Origin of the sequence: Leptobacterium flavescens (assembly GCF_010671605.1) — a bacterium.
GTDB lineage: Bacteria > Bacteroidota > Bacteroidia > Flavobacteriales > Flavobacteriaceae > Leptobacterium > Leptobacterium flavescens.
On sequence record NZ_JAABOO010000002.1, the window covers coordinates 319,395 to 338,354 of the forward strand.

Consider the following 18,960-nt stretch of genomic DNA (forward strand, 5'->3'; position numbering starts at 1 on the left):
GAGGGTGAGACGTCATCGCGAGCATAGCGAAGTGATCTCATTATGATATTAAAGATTACTTCGTCGTTTCACTCCTCGTAATAACCTAAACAAATGGCATCTCAACGTTAATTACTCATTACTCATTGCTCATTGCAACCTAAACCCTAATCCTCCTTCTTCTGGCGGTTACTTCCCAGTCGGTTACTTTTTCACCGTCACGAATCACGGAAACTTCATCATAGAGATTGATGGTCGGACATATATGATAGGGAATTCCGTAGAACACATCCCCTACCCGTATGCTATCCCAGTCTTCGACTTCCAGTACGCCGTGTTCTTCACTTTGGGAACGTAGCTTGTAGTTATCCAGGTTAAGGAATTTAACCCGTTTGTCTATTGGATTCTCTGCTGCAACTGCCTTATGCCCCAGGTCGATGGTCACAATACCGGCCGTAGGTTTGGAGATGACCCGGCAAAGTAACAGGGCTGCATGTTTAAACTCCTGTTCCTGTAGTTTTTCACCATAGCCCCAGTCCCAGAATAAACAGGTACCCGGGCTGCAGATACGATCATTTTCCGTTAAATGAGAAGTAAAGGAAGGAGTTCCTCCGCAGATAAGCCTAATATCTGTCTTATTTGTTTTCAGTTTTTCAAAATAGCCGTACACATCCTTAAAACCGTCTTCTACCTTATGCTTACGCTGTTTAAAATCGGTATCCCGCAGATGGCCGTCATATACGTGAAATCCTTTAAACTGTACGGAAGGATAATGAGGCATTAATGCAACCAGTTTTTCCAGTCCCGGCCCCGGTTCTATTCCCGAACGGTTCATTCCGTTGTTTATATCTATAAAAACACCTATTACGATCCCTCTATCTACAGCTTCCTCATTGAGTTTTTCCAGAGAGGCCGGATTATCGGCAATGGTATAGAATGAAGTCTTGGGGAATTGTTTAATAAGGTTTCCCAGGCGATTTATTTTAGGGCCTACCAACTGATGAGCGATCAACACACTGTCTGCTCCCTGCTCTGCGGCGATCTCCGCTTCAGCTATGGTAGATGCCTTAAAATTCTTTATTCCCATAGAGACCATCCGCCTTATCACTTCCGGCATCTTATTGGTCTTGACATGTGGCATCAGACGGGAACTATCGCCTTTTACCATATCGAGCATCTTTTGCAGGTTGTACATCAGGCGATCTTCGTACAAAAGCACGGAGGGAGAATCGATCTCTTCAATATTTTCAATCGCATACCAGGTCATAAGCATTGTTTTAAGGATGTTTTCCGGCAGAGCGGAATTCAAAAATATTATTTAAATGCTTTGTATGACAGATTTAAGCAATAATAATTTGCACTGCTGTTGTTTTAAGCTTTTAGCGCCATATCTACTGCGACATAGGCATGTATCTTACTGGTGTCGAAAGAAGGAATGTCCATTTCCGATCCGGGAAGCAGGATAGGCAATTCGGTACATCCCATAATAATGCCTTCTGCACCCTGCGCCTTAAGCAGGTTGATGATCCTGAGACATTCCTGTTTGGAAGTTTCGGTAAATATGCCTTTTACCAGTTCATCATAGACCATACGGTGAACAACCTCTCTGTCCGGAGCTTCCGGAACGATCACTTCAATCCCATGTTTTTCAGAAATACGGTTTTTATAAAATTCTTCTTCCATTACAAAGCTGGTTCCCAGAAGCCCTACTTTTTTTAAACCTTTTTTATTAATCTCCTGAGCAGTAACATCCGCAATATGAAGAAAAGGAACACTGGTATTATCGCTGATGGCATTGCTTACCAAATGAATAGCATTGGTACATAGGAGGATCATATCCGCCCCCGCTTTCTCCAGGTTTTGTGCGGCTTCCTTAACGATCTCTCCTATCCCCTGCCAGTTACCGGCAAAAGTAAGTTTCTCGATCTCCGCAAAATTAACGGTTATCATAATGCTCTTTCCGGAATATGAATCGCCGAGAAGTTCCTGTATCCTCTTATTGATAAATTCATAGTACATTTTGGAGGATTCCCAGCTCATCCCTCCTATCAGTCCGATCGTTTTCATTGTTCTCCTATTTTATTTTCGACATATTTTCTGCTCCCGGCAGGTTGAAGTTCTGCAACCATTGAGAAAACCGTCTTGTTAAACTTTTGTGTTCTGTATGCGAAGCAGTGTCGCATATGCAATTGCAATCTACTGTACATTCCATGATATTTTGTTTTAAGTTGATAATTATATCTACATATCGGTAATTATAGATATGTTGTATTAAAAAAAAGCTACAGATCCTTACTAAGGGCGTTAATATACGCACTGATCACCCTTTCATTTCTTCTGTAGTACGTCCATTTGCCGTGCCTGGTCGGAATAATAAGCTGCGCCTTCTGCATTCCGGATAGATAGGTGGAGATAGTAGACTGGGACAAGCCTGTTTTATCCTGGATATAACCTACGCAAACGCCGTCGTCAAAACCTTCAATATCCACATGTGGAGGGAAGTGTTTCTCAGGTTCCCTCAGCCATTTTAAGATATTAACTCTTGTTTTATTTGATAAAACCTTGCTGATCTCTACAATATCCATTTGTCAAAGGTACAAATAAATATTTACATATCGAGAATTATCGAAATGACGGAGTTTCTACAGCATCAATTCTATTGTAATTGCAGCCTGAAGCCAAAAACAGGGAGCTTCTCCTGCATAAAATCGAGATCCTCCGATCTTTTAAAGCCCAGTTTCTCATACATTTTCCAGGCAATTTTCATTGCTTTGGTACTGTGAATGACCATTTGCTGATGTTTCTTTTCTGTGGATCTTCTGATGCATTCCCTGCTGAGGAGTTTACCTACTCCCCTTCCCCTGGCATCGTGATCTACCGCCAGCAGCCTGAATCCGGAAGCATTTTTTTCTTTGGTAGCTGTTCCTCCCGAACCGTAATACTTCATATCGCTGAAATACACCACAGCCCCGTCTATTTTGCCCTGAGGGGAAACAGCAACCAGGAGTTCGGTCTCCGGCTTTTTGGTAAGCTCTCCTATCTGTGCCAGCATACGATAGTATTCGGGTTGATCTGAAGCATTTGGGAAACCTTCCAGTTGGGAATATACCCTTACCATCAGAGCTCCGATCTCCTCAAACTCCTCCGGTTTTGCATTCCTTACTTCGTATGCGGGATGTGCCTGCCTGTATCTTTCGGAAAAATTCTTTTCACCGAGCTTCTGCTCCAGACGATCCAGATCTGCCAGAAAATCATCGCTTATCAATTCCTTTATTACAATTTCTATATCGGACCATTCTTTTTCGAATACAGGCATTTTCCTGATCGCCTTTTTGGATAAACTGATGAGTTGTTTCCTGCTGTCCGAAGCATCCGTAGAACGCTCTAAAAACCCCTCCTCTTCCATCTTCCTGACAATCTTGATGATAGCCGGATGAGAAAACCGCAAACGCGCTGCAATCTCTGTTACCGTGAGGGCTTTTTCTTCTTTCAGTATTAAAAAGATCAGGTGCCAGTTGGGTTCTATCCCCAGGCCGGATTGTTTATAGTGGTCAATTGCACTGTACAGAAGCAGATCGCTTATCCTTTTCATCCGGGCGGTGAAACCTATATGCCCTAGCTCGTTTATAAAATCGTTCTTCATTTTAATTATGTAGCTGGTTACACAAATATAATAAAATATGTAACCAGTTACAAGTTTTGTGATTTTACCTGTAAAACCAAAGCTGATCCTAAACACCTGTATTTTTTAACCTTTAAAATGATTATCTTTAAGTAACCCTCCAACTACGATTAAAATGAGTTACGAAAGTATTTGCCAGAATGCTTTGCGCAAGCATTACCGGCTATTCAGAAAAAAGATCAGGGATGATTTCTTTGTCAGCTCTGAGTATCAGGCCAATAAAGCAGTAAACGAAATGCTTAATATGGTGAATAAGGAAATTGAAAAACGCAGTATGCATGAAAACCTGAACGAGAAGATCAGGCTTCAGAATGAATACATTCGCACCAAATACATTGCTATGGGGCGGGAATATGCCATCAGATATTGCAAAAGCCTGGATCTGTTCCCGTAGTTGCAGTAAAAATTTATAACTGCTTTTTCCTAATTTTTAAATTCATAGGACATATAATTACCCTTGGGTTTTAATTCGGGATACTGTTTGTTAATGGTTCCGGTATTCCCGGCTGTTAAGGGACCTGCCTGTTTGGGTTGCGCATCCGGTTTAGAAATGACCGCAAAGGGCCTGATGTTTTCACAGGAACGTATTTGTGTATATCGCGGACTTCTTGTATAACCGAGTTCCCCTTCCTTTTTCTTTCCTATATTTTTCCACTTCCGTCCTTCCTTCACCTGGAGAATAGCATTGGGATTTACCAGTTTTACTTCTACAATTACATTTTTCTCTGTCTTAACCGGGGTTCCGTCCCATCTGAACTCCTTTAATACCTGCCCGGTTTCCGTTGCCCGGTACCGAATTTTATAATAAGGACGCTCCGAGTATTTATAATAATCTATCTTTTTCCGGAGGAATCTTTTAGTAGAAGTATAAAAGTTCCTTTCGCTGTTAAAGCTTACCGCTTTGCAACTTGCTCTTTTATTGACTCCTGCCCTGCTTTCCAACCGGCCTTCAATATTGAGAATCTTTCCATCTGCCGTATTTTCGCTAACCACTATATAATCTTCCGAAGGATCGATAGAAAGCTCGGTGGTGATCCCGTCCAGTTCGGGAAAATCGATCTCAGGGGCAAATATTTCAACATCCGAAAATGCATTCAGGCTATCCAGTTCACAATTATCAAAATCGGCCCGGCACGACTGTATCATATCCCGTATGCTGGTAATTCTGTCCGGTAGATTCACCAGGATAGAATCGGCTGCATGGACGTCCTTTTCATCAAAATACTGGGATTTTTCTTTTACAAAAAGGGCATTCGACATAGATTCGTCCAATGAATTGTAAATGTGAAACCCTCGTTCCAGGAAAGTATTCTGGACCACTCTTATTTTACTGAAATCTATTCTGGGAAAACCAGCAATGGCCTCGTAAGGCGTAAGCTCAACATAGAGAACAGTTGCCCGCTGATCTGCACTTACTTCTTCTTTAAAAGCATTGGCATAAGCTATAAAACTATCCAGGCTTGCTTCGTTGGGAGTCTTTCCCCCGCCCTGGGTAAACACGGTGGTATTTATGTTTTTAGTGCTGCTGTGACTTTGCTGGATGGCCCTGCTGTCCACACTGGCCGAAAATTTATTACCCATATAGGTATTTACGCTTTCAAAAAACAACTCATTCTGTTCTTTCTCCTGAGTATCCCTTTGATGAAGGCTGAAAAGCGCATATAATTTTCCTCCGGTATAGACCTTACTGACGAACATATCTCCGCAAGTACGCATAAACTCGTCCGGATTCCTTTTGGCAAGTGCTACCAGTCTTTCTTTTACCTCAGGATTTAATATCACTATAGGCTCATTGGTATACTGGGCCTTGATCACGGCATTCTGGCTAAAATCATTGAATTCGGTTTCCTTATATACCCGGCCCCTCAGGGTATTATCGGAACTTACCCCATAGATCTTAAAGTCCAGCTCCATGCCCAGAGTAATATCGAGAGAATTCTTAAGATCTTCCTTTCTTTCCAGGATCTCCATGGTAATATAACCCGAATTCCCCTGTGCTCCCGCAACAATTTCGGTCGATTTCTCAACGTTCTCATATTTAAGGACCCCAAGATATTCCCGGCCCGTAGCACTGTTATATCCGTTACCGAAATTCAGTTTGTCGTAAACGATCCTGGTGGACGGATCTATAATTAACGTATTACCCGGTTCTGCTTCCGCAATGTCCTCTTCCCTGTTCTTATCGGGTGTGCAACTGATGGCAAAGAGGATTAAAAGGAGATATACTTTATTCATTATTAGGTGTTTGGCTCCTTCTAAGATACGTTAAATATATGAGATTCAAGATTTAGACAGTGAGTATTAAGTACAAAGTACTGAGAATAAAACACTTCTTAAATCATTATTTTCGGACTTATAATTAAAGAATGCCTAATGATGAAACAGCAAAGATTCTTTCATTTACCGAGAACACTGTTTGTAATTCGATACATTACTTTAACTGCATTTCCGCCCAATCTCCGATAAGGTCGAGATAGCCCTTCTGATAAAAGCCTTCTACCGGAAATGCTTTCCAGCGATACATATAGTGCCCGGCATCGGGAAAGACCCTGAAAGTAATATCCTTGCCCATTTCTGCTCTTAAACGTTCCAGGTACTTTACACTGGCCTCCGTAGGGACATTAATATCCTTGCCTCCGTAGAGGTACAACATGGGAATATCGATCTCTTCCAGGAAAGGCTGCGGATCATAGGAGTATTTGGCAGCACGTACCGCATACAGATCAGGATCGTATTCCTGCAGTTGCGGACCAAAGAATTCCCTGAAGCCCTTTCGTTCACGGACCTCCTTATAACGAGCGTTGATCGCATCCCGTTCGGGTCCGTTAGCCATAGACGGATCTTGTGCCACATCTATATAAAACTGCCTTATCCGTTTTACCAACGGAATGAGTTCATCTTCTATTTCCTTTTCGGTCAGCCCTTCGGCCAGGGCATCATTTCGCACTTCAAACAAAGTAGTTTCGTTCATCGAAAATGGTGGTCCCACCCGGTTGATTATAAATTTTATACAGTTTCTTTTTGATGCCATTTCCGGAGTAAACCATCCGGACTCACTTACACCTAACAAACCGATATGGTCGGGATCTATCCCCGGCTGACGGCGGAGGAAATCCACTGCAGTAAGTGCATCTTCCATAAGATCCTCATATGTTACGTATTTATAATCTATATCGTGCTTCCCGGATCCCCGTTTTGTATAGGACATTACCGCAAAACCGCGACTGAGCAATTCGTTGGCGTGGAACCTGTTGTACCATTTGTCATAGGTCTGGTAACTTCCGCCCGAACCGTGAAGGATCAGTATCGCGGGATGTGGTCCCGGGCCTTCCGGTTTTAGGATAATACCTTTCAGGGTAATGTCCTTACTCTTAAAACTAACATATTCCGGTTTTGCATCATAGGCAATCCTGATCTTCATAAATACGGTTACCGCGAGGATCAGAACAAAAGGGATCAGAAATAATCTGGATGTAAAAATTCTTTTGATTCTTTTCATGATTGATGAATTTTGATGAATGAATCACAAAGAAACCCTCAGATCGTATCCTGATCGACCTGATGTGTATATCGATACTTATTTTTCCAGGGATTTTTTGTATTCGGAAGGTGTCATCCCCGTTACTTCCTTAAAACTACGGTTAAAGGCAGATTTGCTGTTAAACCCGCTGTCGAGGGCAATTCCGTATAAAGTCTTGCTTGTATTGCTTATGTTTTCTTTTACTTCATTAATGCGATATTCGTTGATAAGCTGTATAAAGCTTTTCCCGAGGAGTTCATTGATCACCTGAGACAAACGATTAGAATTAACCCCTATTTCTGCAGAAAGCTCTCCTATGGTCAGGTTGGGATTCAGATAGGCCTTGTCTTCTTCGAGACTCTTTTTTAGTTTCTCCAGTATTTCCTGTTTCTCCTCAGATTGAAGTGATGATGCCTGATACCTGCTTTTTTTGAGCTCGTTTTCATCTTCGGGAACTACCGTCTGAGGAAATATTACAATGGCAAAAGCGTAGATAAAGAAAGAAAAAGTAACCAGTAAGGCAGCTACATGGTCGGGTTCTATAGGTAAAGGGGTTTCATTGAACTCCAGGGCCAGGACAAAATGAATAATGCTGACAAAGATCACCTGGAAAATGATCAGCTTATAGAGAAGCCCCGTATTAAAACGGTTTTTAACCCTTTCCGGATTGTTTTTATGATATCTTCTGAGGCAATACCAGCTGGCAATCAGATAAGTCAATGCATGAAGTCCCTTAAACCATCCCAGAATCACAAAACCCAAAGGGAGGGGATTATTGTCCCATTCCTCCAGGTACTGGAGTTTGTATTCATTGGATTGCAGGTAGAAAGGCAGGAAAAGCAGCAGGAAAAAAGCAAAGGGAAGAAAATGAAACAACTGTTTTTTAGTGATCTTAAAATCGGGGTTGATAATAGATACAATATACATCCAGAACAAAGGCCCGATAAGCAGCGGAAGCGTCTCCACCGTACGAAAAATAAAAATGACCCTTTCTAAGGGGATCAATAAGGTTAACCATTCCCTGCTTAGCAATAGAATGGTGCATAAAATGAGTAACAGCAATAACCTGATAGACAGTTTTCGCTTTTCTTTAAGCAGTAAAAGGGAGATGATCAGAAAGAGGCCCTGAGCGATCCCGATACTGAATATTATAAACCAAATGTCTTTCATCAGTTTCCTCTTAAGCTTATCACTTTATTCTTTCCATCCCCATGGAGCACCCGGATTTTCAACGGTTTTAGTGAGGTCCATCACCACTTTAAACACCCTGTCGGTTCCCAGGCGACGAAGGTTATAAGTAAAACGGGTGTCATCAACAGTGATCCACCAGACATTGGCGGCAGCTGCAGGTATTAAAGCTGCTGTTTCAGCGTCTGCCGGGAAGATCTGTATCCCTGCCTGCCCTGAATTACTGGCTGTACCTCCGTACTGCGTGATCTTATCTTCCGAACCGTCTTTATGACGGTGGTCGTGTTTCAGGCTGATGCGATTATCCTTGTAACTCAATACCCAGGTCCTGGATTTGTCATCTCCGACAAAGAACGGGATCTTAATAACAGTATCGCTACATGAACGGACATGCATTACTAATTTTTTTCCACCGAATTGCGCATCCTCTTTTGGCAATTCGAGATATCCTTCATATGATTTTCCGCATAACTTTTGCAGGGAGTTCCAGAATTCCCTGGCTGCATTTTTATCCTGTGAAAAAGAAGAAGAGCAACATATAAATATTAAGGCAAGGGTAATAAATTTGTTCATTTAACCGGATTTTATAAGAAACCCGAAGTTAAGGATTATTCCGGATAATGGATACAGGAAAGAAAGAGAAGAACAGCTGCGTTATTTCTCAATTCCATAAGGAGTCCAGACGGCTCTGTTCTCTTTGGTCTGTTTTCTTATAAGCCGGTTTTGTTTTATGGCTTCAGGGGTTTTATACGGACGGGAATGTTCCAGGTGAAGACATATAGCACTATATCTGATCTGTCTTGATCTTAAACCGTAATTGGCCAGCCTGTCTCCTAATTCTCTGTCCTCTCCTCCATATTGCATACGTTCGTCGAATCCGTTTACCGCCAGGATATCTTTTTTCCAACCGGAAGAATTATGCCCGTTCCAACTGGCTTTGGTCGTGGTAATAGTATTCAGAAGCCGGGATTTAAGACCGGTTGCACTTAGTTTGTTGTTTTTGAAAGAAGAAGGCAGCCCCTTATTGCTGAGCCATTTAATATCAAAACATTTTCCTGAAATTATTTCTGTTTTTGTGATTGTTTCGGAAAGACATAGAGGTAATCTAAAACAACCTCCGGATAAGAAATACCCTTTTTTCCTTTTCCTGAAATGCTCCAGGAGAAAATCTGCTCTCGGAATACAATCGCCGTCACTCATAACTATATAGTCGGCGCTGCATACCATAAGGGCTCTGTTGAGGATCCTGCATTTCTGAAAACCATGGTCTTCCTGCCAGACATGAATTACCGGAAAGTTTACCTTAGCCTGTAGATCTGTAATACATTTTCTTGTGGCATTGCCGGAGCCGTCATCCGCAATGATCAGTTCAAATTCCCTGAATTCCTGAGCTTCATAGCCCCAGATTACTTTGGTTAGCCATTCTTCAGAATTGTATGTGCTTATGACAACGGATATTTTAGGATTGTGATCCATGCTTGTACGCAACTTTTGAATTATTTATGGAGAAAATGATACGGTTTGACCATTCGAAAAAGACAATAGAATAGCTTACCGTATTTACGATCGGTATAGGAATTTATCTGTTGAAAGCTTTGGCTTCCTCAGATAGAAAACCGGGGCTAAATGCCCCGATTTTTAAATATCAAAGCGTGTATAAAAGGCGGATCAAGATCCTGAGTTGCCGGTTTCTGCGTGCGGAGACCATCTGTTAAAGTTCTGCCCGGATGCGGACAAGGAAACATTTTGGATCTCTCCGGGAGCAAGATTAACCGGAGTAGTAGGCCCGAGTTCCACGCCATTGGACAGATGGACTTCAACCCTTACCTGAGAAATGGTACTGTTAGTGGTGTTTTCTATAGTCCCCTCAAAAGTCTGGTTTTGGGAGTTATAAGACATAATTAACCTGACACCATTCCGGACCATATCAAAAGTTTCGTTCAGTCCGAGCTGAGTACCGGATTCTTCCCCGGAACCAGGGCCTTCATTATGACCGGCTTCAGCCTGTTCTCCCAGGCCGTTTCCTTCTCCCACATCATCCTTGGAACAGGAAGAAAAACTCAAACTCATTGCTAATAACACAGTAAAAATTAAAAACGTTTTTTTCATAATAATTAAGATTTAATGAATAATAAAAAATTGATAACTGCGTAATTTCTCTTCATGGCTCTTCTCGGGTTTTGTATAAATTAATTATTGATGTTCTTTGCTCTCTTTTCCGTCATGTTCGCCCTTACCATGGCCATGACCGTGTTCGGAATTTCCAATCTCTGCATGAGTCGACCAGGTTTTAAAAGAGGCTTTGGTAGCTTTTAAGACAATTTCCTTTTTCATTTTTGGCTTGAGATCTACAGGAATAGTAGGACCGAGTTCTGTTCCGTTAGACAGGTGCACTTCCACCCTCACCTTTTTGATAAGCTTCCGGCTTACATTTTCAACACTTCCAAGAAAGGAATTGCTCTTTTTGTCATAGCTCAATATTAAGCGTACTCCGCGTTTGGAAACCTTGTAAGTTTCGTTTAGGCGCAATTGGGTTCCGTCTTCTTCCCCTTCTCTGCTCTCTCCTCTATCCCGGCGGTGTTCTCCTCTTTGTTCTGTATGCTCTTTTTCTCTTTTTTCCTGAGCATCAGTGTTTTCACAATACAGGAATGTAAAGCTCATAGCGATAAGTACAGGCAATACTCTCCCTGAAAATCCAGTTTTGTTGAATTTTTTAGACATTTTAATCGTTTTATGTTAATGAATAATTTCCTTTTGGCGGGTACCCTTAATCTTTGTGGTTTATTTCATCCCTTTCACCTTCTTTATGCTCCTCTCCTTCGCGGTGTTCCCCTTCTGATCTTTCCGGATCACCTGAAGATTCTTTTCTGATCTCAGCCTTTTTATTGTCATGGCCTTCTTCGTGATTTTCCTGCCCGATAACAACATCGGCAAACAGGAACACAAAAACCGTAAGCAATGGAATGACAGAGATCTTTAAGATGGCTCTGGTCAGGCGGGAGCTTTTTCTGGCCATCATATTAAAGCGCTTTTTGGTAAGGGAATAGTTTATATTGCTGGACAAGCTGTTATTATTGCCCCAGCTGGCTATATCCAGCAGTATGTGCTGATATTCCGGAATATTTTTATGTGAGTTGATCACCGTATCATCGGCAATGAATTCATGGTTAAGGCGGACGGATCGTTTTAGGAAAATCAAGATGGGATTAAACCAGAAGACGATCTGAAACAGTTCTACAAACAGAATATCCAGCGTATGCCTTTCCTTTACATGCGTCAATTCGTGCGTAAACAATTCTTCTTCAATTTTCTCCGCCTCAAAATCATCCCGGTTGATAAAAATATAATTCAGGAATGTATGTGGCAGTACTTCTTCACCCAGCAATACAATAGTGGCACTTCCACTCCTTATTTTAGGGTTTTCCTTTATCCTTTTTGAAATTACCGCAACATTCCGGAGAAACCTGAACAGGAGTACGATAACACCTAAGAGGTAAATACCGATCACATAATTAAGATAATCTGCAATCTGAAATGAATTTGCCGTGGCGTCGGACAAAGTATTAATGGGAGAAACCATCGATGGCTCTACATAAATAATATACTTGGGTACGGCAAGTGAGAATAACAGGATCCCGATCAGGTAAAACCTGTTAAACTGATGCACTTTTTCCTTTTCCAGAAATAAACGGTAAAAGGCAAAGAGCAAAGTCAGGCATATTATGGATTTTATTAGGTATGCGATCATTTTTTTCTCTTTTCAATTTGTTCATCGATGATCTTTTTTAATGCTTCCAGTTCGGAGGTAGACAAATTATTCTCCGTGGTACAAAAGGAAGCCAACTGAGCTGCTGAGTTATTAAAAAAGCTTTTTATCAAGCCGTTAACGCGATTGGAAGAATACTCCTTTTTTTTGACTAACGGATAATATTCTCTGGCGTTACCGCTCTGGTCATATCCGACAAAACCTTTTTCCACCATTCTCTTTAACAGTGTTGCCACTGTGGTCTTGGCGGGTTTTGGCGGAGGGAAATCGCTTATCAGATCTTTCATATATGCTCTATTCCGTTTCCAGAGGAAGTGCATTAATTTTTCTTCGGTTTGAGATAACTGCATTTTGTGTTAATTAAAATGTTCTACAAACATAGAACGATTTTTACTATTCTACAAACATAGAACGGAATTTTAACAAATGATTATGTGAAAAGTTAATATAGAAACTACAACTAAAGCACTTGTACTAAAGGGTTTGTGTGTGGTGCAAAAAAAAAATCAGGATCGACAGTATTTTTAACTTTTAGATTCCTGACTTAGTACTAAACCAAAACCCCGGCCTGGTGACCGGGGTTACAAACAAATTTAAAAAACACAGGAAAAACTTATTTTATCCTGATCCCTTTATTATCGGGAAACTTACCAGTTACCAACCAGCCCCCGAAATCCTCTGAAACAGCGAGTAACAGAGTGTTATTTCCTTTTTTCAGGTTCAGATAAACAGCATCGAACAAACCGATGGTCCCCAGATAACGGTAATCCCTGGATTGCCATCTGTTATTTCCTCTATAGATAGCTTCTCCATTCAGGATAGCTACTACCCTGTCGCTGTAACCAAACTCAAAAAGCTTTATCTGGTTCCTGTCAGATTGTATTTGTATCCGGGCAAAAACGGTATTGGCGGACCCGCTTGCAAGTATGTTTGCCACTCTGGCAATATTGGCTGCAACGCCCTCTTCTACCTGTATTTTTCTGCCCCATGTCCTGGAATTGATCACCGGTCTTAATTTATTAGGATCGTCAAGAAGTTTTTCTTCAAAAATATCGGAGACTTCCCATTCCGGAATGATCCCTTCTATGGGTTCTCTTTTCCCTTCCTTAAAATCTATGATCTCGGTCTTACTTTTATCTATTTTAAAATTGGCATAGTGCATCGGGGCCAGTCCGCCTCCGCCTATCGCAATGGCCCCTTCCTTTGGCGGGTGTACCAGTTTCCAGGAGAAGTTGGGTTTTTCGGCATAATCCATATAGATCTGAGCTTTATCCCCGTTGATCACCAGTTTTATATGGGTCCAGTCGTTGTATTTATATTCATAAGGAAAAGAATATTTGGGCCCGAAATAGAATTGCCATGGAGTAATCCCGTTAATAACCGGGGCCGCCTGATTGGCATCGGGTTTTCCAGGAAGATGAGCCCTGATATAAAAAGATTCCATATTTCCCTGGTCTACCGCTCTGAATCGGATTCCGGGAAAACCCCTTCTTTCGGTCAGGTATACGTCAAATTCGATGGTGCCGTTTAAAAATGTACTGTCCTTCAGGACTGCCAGCCCTCCCCTCATATAGATAGCATCTTTTCCCTTTAAATTTTCGAATATATAGGACCTGGAGGTTATCTGCCAGTGAGTGGTATCGAGAGGAATGATGTTTTGTGAATTGTTATTTTGAATAAATAGCATGCTTAATAAAAGCAATAGTATAAGCCTCTTCATAATGTTTTGTTTTTTGATTTTATTCAAAGTTCCGCTTTGTAGTAAACAAGACTATGACAAGTTGGTTCAAATCGATTCAATCTTGTTCAGCTCATATTTTTTGATGAATTTTGTAAGAGATTATGAGTGTGTATCCGGAATACAGGTCAGTGCAGAAGTGTCTGCTTCAAATAGAAGAAAAACTCAATTGGGGTCCTTCTTCTCAATGGCATAATGATGTGTTTATCGAATTGAGTGAACGTATACAGGAGGAAACACATGTCCTTTTAAGTCCTACGACCCTGAAGCGTGTCTGGGGAAGGGTTAATTATAAAAGCGCCCCGAGTATAAGTACTTTAAATACCCTGGCAGGTTTTGCCGGTTACAGAAACTGGAGGGATTTTAAGAATCAGGCCGAAACAAAAGGCCCTTCGTGGATAGAGCGTAAAATAAGCCCTAACCTGGGAATTATTACCATTTCTGCGGCTATTATGACCCTGGTCTTTATATCCTTTTACTCCATGACTGGAATAGGGAGAAATCCGGTTGAAGAGATAGATCTTTCAAAAATTGAATTCAGCAGCCGACCTATTGCAAAGGGAATGCCCAACTCAGTGGTATTCGATTTTAATATAGCGGAATTACGATCGGACAGTATTTTAATTCAGCAGTTCTGGGATCCTACCAAAACCATCAGTATAAAAAACACACAAACCCAGGCAACGGGGATCTATTATTATCCGGGATATTTCAGAGCCAAGCTTATGGCTGATGGCAATATTCTGAAAGAACACGACCTCTATATAAAATCGGATGGCTGGATGGCTACCATAGATTACAAACCCATTCCCAAATATCTAAGCGGTGATGAACTTTCAAAAAACGGACTTTCCATCCCGGAGGAAGCCATCAATGAAGTGGCAGCCAGTGAAGAACCTTTGGTGTCTTCCATTCATTATGTAGAGGATATGGGTGAAATACAGGGAGATGACATCCTTATCAAAACAGCTTTCCGCAACCTTTACAGGGAGAAATGGGCGGTTTGCCAGAACACAAGATTTTATATCCTGGGGAGTAAAGGAGCAATGGTCATTCCCTTCTCTATCCCCGGATGTGTTTCAGATATCGGATTGTTACTCAATGATGTTTATCTGAACGGAAAAGAGAACGATCTTTCTGCCTTTGGAACAGATCTTTCGGATTACAGGGATATTATGATCCGTATAAAGGATAAAAAAATAAGCATCAGTATAGACGGAGAGGAAATCTACTCAACTTCATACAATGAATCTCTGGGCAAATTTGCAGGGATCCGCTACCGCTTCCTGGGTGCAGGAGAAGTTAGCTACCTGAATATTACCGACGGATCTACGGGAGAAGTGATCATAAATGAGGATTTTAAATAAAAACAGCCCTTTCGGGCTGCCATTGATTATTGTTTTCTTCTGATCGGGATCTCTATAAAACTATCGTTATACCATTTTATTTTTAGCGGCGTCTTTGCATCAGCAATGGTCTCATCGCTTACGTCCTTTCCGCTTCCGTAATTGATCTGTGCATGCGGATGCTTGTTTACATTCAATACCAGCACCAGTCTGCTGCCCTTACCGATCTTCTTGCTGCTCATCCTTACATTACCAAGAGGTATACTGCTAATCTCTCCGGGAGTTAGCAATTGTCTTTTGCTTTTGTCTTTTGCAAGGCTGGCCCTTCCTACATATGCCAGTGTTAACTTAAAGAACTTACCTTCCGGGGTTTGTTCATACAATACCATAGAACAATCGAGGTCTCTCTTGTTAATGCTTAATTTTAATTCTCCCAGATAAGAACCGTTCATCTCAAACTCTTCTTCAAATGCTTCCGTAACATAGGAGATACCATTCCCAAGCGTCAGGGTTTCATTGATCACAAAGGGACTGAAATAATTATTCTGCTTTCCATCCCTCCTGTCCGCCAGGTCTACTTCCTGCTCTGCATACGATCGTTTTTCTTCCTTTTGCCTGCTCAGGGATAAATGCTGCTGCTTTCCTGAAAAAGTGGATTCAAATAGCTCTCCCGAAACTTTGTCATTAAGATAAAAACGTAACGTATCATTGTTCATTTCCTTTAATGAAGATGCATGCCCCCAGCTGTTGGTGCCCATGACCTGGTAATTGATCTTATCCTTTAAAAGCTCAGGCCTGGATGCGTCTTTAAAAATGTGATCAAACCATTGGAAGATCGTCTCCGTAATATTGATTTGCGCCACCGGATCGATAGTGTAATTCCCGATCTCCTTATCCGGTACAGACTGGGCTCCGAAGTGCGTGTAAGGTCCTATAAGCAGGTAGTGATTGGCATTTTTATTATATTTCATATGTTCCTTCAGGTAATACATCGCCCCTATCTGCCCTCCGTCATAATAACCGGTGGTAGTGAGTACAGGAATATCAATCTGTGCAAAATCTTCTTTATAGGGCATCATATCCTGCCAGTAATTGTCATATACAGGGTGATCCAGTTTTTTATTGAACTCTCTGTTCGGGAATCCGTCAAGGCTATCCAGGGAACGATAGGAAGTTCCTTTTTTATACCACTCTAAATAGAGGTTATTCCACCGCTGCCAGTCACTGTAGAGGGAATCTGCCAGGTATTTATCTTCCATAACATAGTGAAACCAGGGATAATGAAAATTCACGTATACTCCGTTCTCTGTAGGTTCTGCTATTCCGGGAGCGGCCGATACGGAAGGAACAATGGTCTTTAAAGCCGGATGTAGTTTTTTGGCAGCGGCCCATTGTGTAAAACCAACATAGCTCCCACCGTACATCCCTACTCTTTTATCGCTCCATTTTTGCCGGCTTATCCAGTCAATAACGTCATAAGTATCGTTAGCTTCGTGCTCGTAAGGTATGGGATCGTCCGGACTCCAAGCCTTTCCTCTGGTATAACTTACTATCCCGATATATCCTTTATCGGCTGCTTTTTTAGCTCTTTTTATATCGTCATGCCTGGCGTACACCGTATGGAAGAGAATGCTCGTTCCCGGTTCTTTAATCTCTCCCGGTTTTACAACCATAGCTGCTATTTGTGCTCCGTCACGTGTTTTTATCAGGACACTGTCCAGGATCTCATAACTCTTACCGTCTTCGGTCAATGTCCTGAAGTGATATTGCTGTTGCTCTGACTTACATGAGAGCAATAAAGAAGTGATTGCAATAATAAACAGGTATCTCATATCACTTCCGTTCTTACGGGTGAATTTATATTTTTTCATAATGTTTTCTGATGTTTTTAAATGTTTTACAAACTGTTCCTGTTCCTGAATTTTACGGATTGTCGACTTGAAACCTCCAGGGTTTCACCGGTACTCAGAACGATCTGCAGTTTGTTCTTAAAATAAGGGTGTATTTGTTCTATGTATTGAGTGTTGATGATCTGGCTCCTGTTGATCCTGAAAAAGGCCTGTGGATCCAGTTTTTCCTCCAGTATATTGAGCGATCTTTTAATCATGGCCTTGTGCTCTCCGAAGTACAATCGCGCGTAATTATCTAGGGATTCGATCAATCGTATTTGTGATAGGGGAATAAAATAACAATGCTCCCCGTCTTTGATAAATATCTTTTGATCCAACAAAAAAGACTGATTGGTATTTTCTTTCTCCGCCAGCTCCTGCCTTACTTTATCGATGGTTTTTGCAAAGCGTTCTTCTCTAAGTGGTTTTACCAAATAATCCAGAGCATTTACTTCAAACGCCTTTACCGCATACTGATCATAAGCCGTCGTAAAAACCACTTCTGGAACCGTGGTAAGCTCTTCCAGCATATCAAAACCGGACTTTTCGGGCATATGGATATCCAGGAAGATAAGATCAGGGCCCTCCTCCCGGATCAGGTGAATGGCACTATCGGCATCTGCTGCTTCCCCGACTACTTCGAATTCCGGAAATGAAGATAAAGATCTCTTTACCTCTTCTCTTGCGAGCCTCTCGTCATCTATAATTATGGTTTTGTACGTTTTCATTTTCTTTGAGTTGGGATCATTAAAGTGGCAATTACCTTATTTTCTTCCGAATCCTTTAAATTAAAGGATGCTTTGTCCTTATACTGAAGCTTAAGCCTTCTTTGCAAATTCTTTAACCCCAGTCCTGTCTTATGGGAATTGTGGATCTGTCCCGGGCTCTGTACTTCAATACGGATGTTTTTTTCTTTTTTTTCTGCGGATAGAATTATCGTTCCGCCGTTTTTAGATTTATCCACTCCGTGTTTAATGGCATTCTCAATTAAAAGCTGAATGCTCAGGGGCGGTATTTTTACATCTTTTACATCGTCACTTATATGGAACTCTGTATGTAATCGCTCTTCAAACCTCAGTTTTTCCAATTCCACATAATCCTGAACCAATAAGAGCTCTTCCTTAATGCTTGTCAGCTCCTGGCCTTTATCGTAAATGGAAGTCCGAAGCAAATCGGATAACAGATCGACGGCTCTCCTGGCTTTCTGCGGGTCCTCGATGATAAGGGATTTTACAGAATTCAATGAGTTAAACAGGAAGTGCGGATTAAGCTGAGCCGACAGATTATCCAGTTGTGCCTGTTTGGCAATAAGGGATAATTCTGCATTTTCCCGGGTTGTCCTGATCTCCCGCTGATAATAGTGGTACAGGTGATATGCGAGCACCCAGATAGACATCAGCCTTAAACCGGTAATAAAGACCGGGTCCCAGACCCAGAGTGAATTGAAAAAGATAACATCTGCTTCCTTGGCGTATTTCCAGAAGAAATACCATTTTATGTTCATGATCAGCATAAAGGATACGGCAAGGATCAGGATAGAGAGGGCCATTTTCAGGATCATACTGCCAAGTCTTTGCCGGAACCAACCACTTCCCTTTAAAGCCTCCCTGTAAACATGTGTGATCCCTATTCCAAGAACTACATCGAGGATATAATTAAGTATTGTGGCAAAAAGAGGGTAATCTACCCTGAAGTAAGCAACGTAGGCCCAGTAAACAGAAACTACACCCCATCCTGCCAACTGGCATTTCCAGTAAAGGGAAACATAATCTTTTTTTATGGGCTTTTCTTTGTGCATCATGAGAACAAAGCAACAAAATACTCACTATTCTCAAAAGAAAAAGTACAGGAA

The 18,960-nt window shown here is 41.5% G+C and carries 19 protein-coding genes; 2 read left to right on the forward strand and 17 right to left on the reverse strand.

Annotated elements, in window-relative coordinates:
• Positions 1-139: 139 nt before the first annotated feature.
• The 4 genes from GWK08_RS09010 to GWK08_RS09025 form a co-directional block, all read right to left on the reverse strand.
• Positions 140-1,288, reverse strand: coding sequence for a D-TA family PLP-dependent enzyme (locus GWK08_RS09010; protein ID WP_239524891.1), 1,149 nt, complete (start codon positions 1,286-1,288; stop codon positions 140-142).
• A gap of 62 nt (positions 1,289-1,350) precedes the next feature.
• Positions 1,351-2,046: an aspartate/glutamate racemase family protein gene (locus GWK08_RS09015; RefSeq protein ID WP_163606612.1), complete on the reverse strand. Its 696-nt coding sequence runs from the start codon at positions 2,044-2,046 to the stop codon at positions 1,351-1,353.
• Positions 2,047-2,261: 215 nt separating this feature from the next.
• Entirely contained in the window at positions 2,262-2,564 is a 303-nt protein-coding gene (locus tag GWK08_RS09020) for an ArsR/SmtB family transcription factor (RefSeq protein WP_163606614.1), read from the reverse strand.
• Between the two features lie 71 nt (positions 2,565-2,635).
• A complete protein-coding gene (locus GWK08_RS09025; protein ID WP_163606616.1) occupies positions 2,636-3,622 on the reverse strand; it encodes a bifunctional helix-turn-helix transcriptional regulator/GNAT family N-acetyltransferase in 987 nt (328 codons plus the stop codon).
• 154 nt (positions 3,623-3,776) lie between these two features.
• On the opposite strand from GWK08_RS09025, the gene GWK08_RS09030 reads away from it, so the two are divergent.
• The gene (locus GWK08_RS09030; RefSeq protein ID WP_163606618.1) at positions 3,777-4,055 is read left to right on the forward strand and encodes a hypothetical protein; all 279 of its coding nucleotides are present in this window, start codon (positions 3,777-3,779) and stop codon (positions 4,053-4,055) included.
• A gap of 29 nt (positions 4,056-4,084) precedes the next feature.
• On the opposite strand, the gene GWK08_RS09035 is transcribed toward GWK08_RS09030, so the two are convergent.
• The 10 genes from GWK08_RS09035 to GWK08_RS09080 all read right to left on the reverse strand — a co-directional run bounded on the left by GWK08_RS09035 (position 4,085) and on the right by GWK08_RS09080 (position 13,855).
• On the reverse strand, positions 4,085-5,896 hold the full coding sequence (locus GWK08_RS09035) for a hypothetical protein (RefSeq protein WP_163606619.1): 1,812 nt from the start codon (positions 5,894-5,896) through the stop codon (positions 4,085-4,087).
• A 196-nt stretch (positions 5,897-6,092) separates the two neighbouring features.
• Positions 6,093-7,160 (reverse strand): alpha/beta hydrolase family protein, encoded by a 1,068-nt coding sequence (locus GWK08_RS09040; protein WP_163606621.1) that lies wholly within the window; start codon positions 7,158-7,160, stop codon positions 6,093-6,095.
• 78 nt (positions 7,161-7,238) lie between these two features.
• Complete coding sequence (locus GWK08_RS09045; RefSeq protein ID WP_163606623.1) at positions 7,239-8,351, reverse strand: helix-turn-helix domain-containing protein; 1,113 nt, start codon at positions 8,349-8,351, stop codon at positions 7,239-7,241.
• A gap of 24 nt (positions 8,352-8,375) precedes the next feature.
• Positions 8,376-8,942 carry a hypothetical protein gene (locus GWK08_RS09050; protein ID WP_163606624.1) on the reverse strand — a complete coding sequence of 189 codons (567 nt, stop codon included), beginning with the start codon at positions 8,940-8,942 and terminating at the stop codon, positions 8,376-8,378.
• 81 nt (positions 8,943-9,023) lie between these two features.
• Positions 9,024-9,845, reverse strand: a complete 822-nt coding sequence (locus GWK08_RS09055) for a glycosyltransferase family 2 protein (RefSeq protein WP_163606626.1) — start codon at positions 9,843-9,845, stop codon at positions 9,024-9,026.
• 192 nt (positions 9,846-10,037) lie between these two features.
• Positions 10,038-10,478 carry an FxLYD domain-containing protein gene (locus GWK08_RS09060; RefSeq protein WP_163606628.1) on the reverse strand — a complete coding sequence of 147 codons (441 nt, stop codon included), beginning with the start codon at positions 10,476-10,478 and terminating at the stop codon, positions 10,038-10,040.
• Positions 10,479-10,562: 84 nt separating this feature from the next.
• Positions 10,563-11,090 (reverse strand): hypothetical protein, encoded by a 528-nt coding sequence (locus GWK08_RS09065; protein WP_163606630.1) that lies wholly within the window; start codon positions 11,088-11,090, stop codon positions 10,563-10,565.
• A 46-nt stretch (positions 11,091-11,136) separates the two neighbouring features.
• Positions 11,137-12,117, reverse strand: a complete 981-nt coding sequence (locus GWK08_RS09070) for a M56 family metallopeptidase (RefSeq protein WP_163606632.1) — start codon at positions 12,115-12,117, stop codon at positions 11,137-11,139.
• On the reverse strand, positions 12,114-12,485 hold the full coding sequence (locus GWK08_RS09075; protein WP_163606633.1) for a BlaI/MecI/CopY family transcriptional regulator: 372 nt from the start codon (positions 12,483-12,485) through the stop codon (positions 12,114-12,116). Before GWK08_RS09075 ends, GWK08_RS09070 begins: the two co-directional genes overlap by 4 nt.
• A 263-nt stretch (positions 12,486-12,748) precedes the next feature.
• Complete coding sequence (locus tag GWK08_RS09080) at positions 12,749-13,855, reverse strand: hypothetical protein (RefSeq protein WP_163606635.1); 1,107 nt, start codon at positions 13,853-13,855, stop codon at positions 12,749-12,751.
• 122 nt (positions 13,856-13,977) lie between these two features.
• Between GWK08_RS09080 and GWK08_RS09085 the strand changes: the two genes are divergently transcribed.
• Positions 13,978-15,240, forward strand: coding sequence for a hypothetical protein (locus tag GWK08_RS09085; protein ID WP_163606636.1), 1,263 nt, complete (start codon positions 13,978-13,980; stop codon positions 15,238-15,240).
• A 26-nt stretch (positions 15,241-15,266) separates the two neighbouring features.
• Here GWK08_RS09085 and GWK08_RS09090 read toward each other — a convergent pair whose 3' ends face one another.
• The 3 genes from GWK08_RS09090 to GWK08_RS09100 are packed head-to-tail and all read right to left on the reverse strand — an operon-like array spanning position 15,267 to position 18,909.
• On the reverse strand, positions 15,267-17,090 hold the full coding sequence (locus GWK08_RS09090; RefSeq protein ID WP_239524892.1) for a CocE/NonD family hydrolase: 1,824 nt from the start codon (positions 17,088-17,090) through the stop codon (positions 15,267-15,269).
• Between the two features lie 26 nt (positions 17,091-17,116).
• Entirely contained in the window at positions 17,117-17,836 is a 720-nt protein-coding gene (locus GWK08_RS09095) for a LytR/AlgR family response regulator transcription factor (protein ID WP_163606638.1), read from the reverse strand.
• Positions 17,833-18,909: a sensor histidine kinase gene (locus GWK08_RS09100; RefSeq protein WP_239524893.1), complete on the reverse strand. Its 1,077-nt coding sequence runs from the start codon at positions 18,907-18,909 to the stop codon at positions 17,833-17,835. The genes GWK08_RS09095 and GWK08_RS09100 overlap by 4 nt, the downstream gene beginning before the upstream one ends.
• Positions 18,910-18,960 lie beyond the last annotated feature (51 nt).

Bases quoted from the DNA above. Each gene is read 5' to 3' on its own strand.
- GWK08_RS09050 (WP_163606624.1), bottom strand. From the start codon at position 8,942: ATGAACAAATTTATTACCCTTGCCTTAATATTTATATGTTGCTCTTCT.
- GWK08_RS09030 (WP_163606618.1), top strand. From the start codon at position 3,777: ATGAGTTACGAAAGTATTTGCCAGAATGCTTTGCGCAAGCATTACCGG.
- GWK08_RS09045 (WP_163606623.1), bottom strand. From the start codon at position 8,351: ATGAAAGACATTTGGTTTATAATATTCAGTATCGGGATCGCTCAGGGC.
- GWK08_RS09095 (WP_163606638.1), bottom strand. From the start codon at position 17,836: ATGAAAACGTACAAAACCATAATTATAGATGACGAGAGGCTCGCAAGA.
- GWK08_RS09100 (WP_239524893.1), bottom strand. From the start codon at position 18,909: ATGATGCACAAAGAAAAGCCCATAAAAAAAGATTATGTTTCCCTTTAC.
- GWK08_RS09075 (WP_163606633.1), bottom strand. From the start codon at position 12,485: ATGCAGTTATCTCAAACCGAAGAAAAATTAATGCACTTCCTCTGGAAA.
- GWK08_RS09015 (WP_163606612.1), bottom strand. From the start codon at position 2,046: ATGAAAACGATCGGACTGATAGGAGGGATGAGCTGGGAATCCTCCAAA.
- GWK08_RS09070 (WP_163606632.1), bottom strand. From the start codon at position 12,117: ATGATCGCATACCTAATAAAATCCATAATATGCCTGACTTTGCTCTTT.
- GWK08_RS09060 (WP_163606628.1), bottom strand. From the start codon at position 10,478: ATGAAAAAAACGTTTTTAATTTTTACTGTGTTATTAGCAATGAGTTTG.
- GWK08_RS09080 (WP_163606635.1), bottom strand. From the start codon at position 13,855: ATGAAGAGGCTTATACTATTGCTTTTATTAAGCATGCTATTTATTCAA.
- GWK08_RS09035 (WP_163606619.1), bottom strand. From the start codon at position 5,896: ATGAATAAAGTATATCTCCTTTTAATCCTCTTTGCCATCAGTTGCACA.
- GWK08_RS09065 (WP_163606630.1), bottom strand. From the start codon at position 11,090: ATGTCTAAAAAATTCAACAAAACTGGATTTTCAGGGAGAGTATTGCCT.
- GWK08_RS09085 (WP_163606636.1), top strand. From the start codon at position 13,978: ATGAGTGTGTATCCGGAATACAGGTCAGTGCAGAAGTGTCTGCTTCAA.
- GWK08_RS09025 (WP_163606616.1), bottom strand. From the start codon at position 3,622: ATGAAGAACGATTTTATAAACGAGCTAGGGCATATAGGTTTCACCGCC.
- GWK08_RS09020 (WP_163606614.1), bottom strand. From the start codon at position 2,564: ATGGATATTGTAGAGATCAGCAAGGTTTTATCAAATAAAACAAGAGTT.
- GWK08_RS09090 (WP_239524892.1), bottom strand. From the start codon at position 17,090: ATGAAAAAATATAAATTCACCCGTAAGAACGGAAGTGATATGAGATAC.
- GWK08_RS09040 (WP_163606621.1), bottom strand. From the start codon at position 7,160: ATGAAAAGAATCAAAAGAATTTTTACATCCAGATTATTTCTGATCCCT.
- GWK08_RS09055 (WP_163606626.1), bottom strand. From the start codon at position 9,845: ATGGATCACAATCCTAAAATATCCGTTGTCATAAGCACATACAATTCT.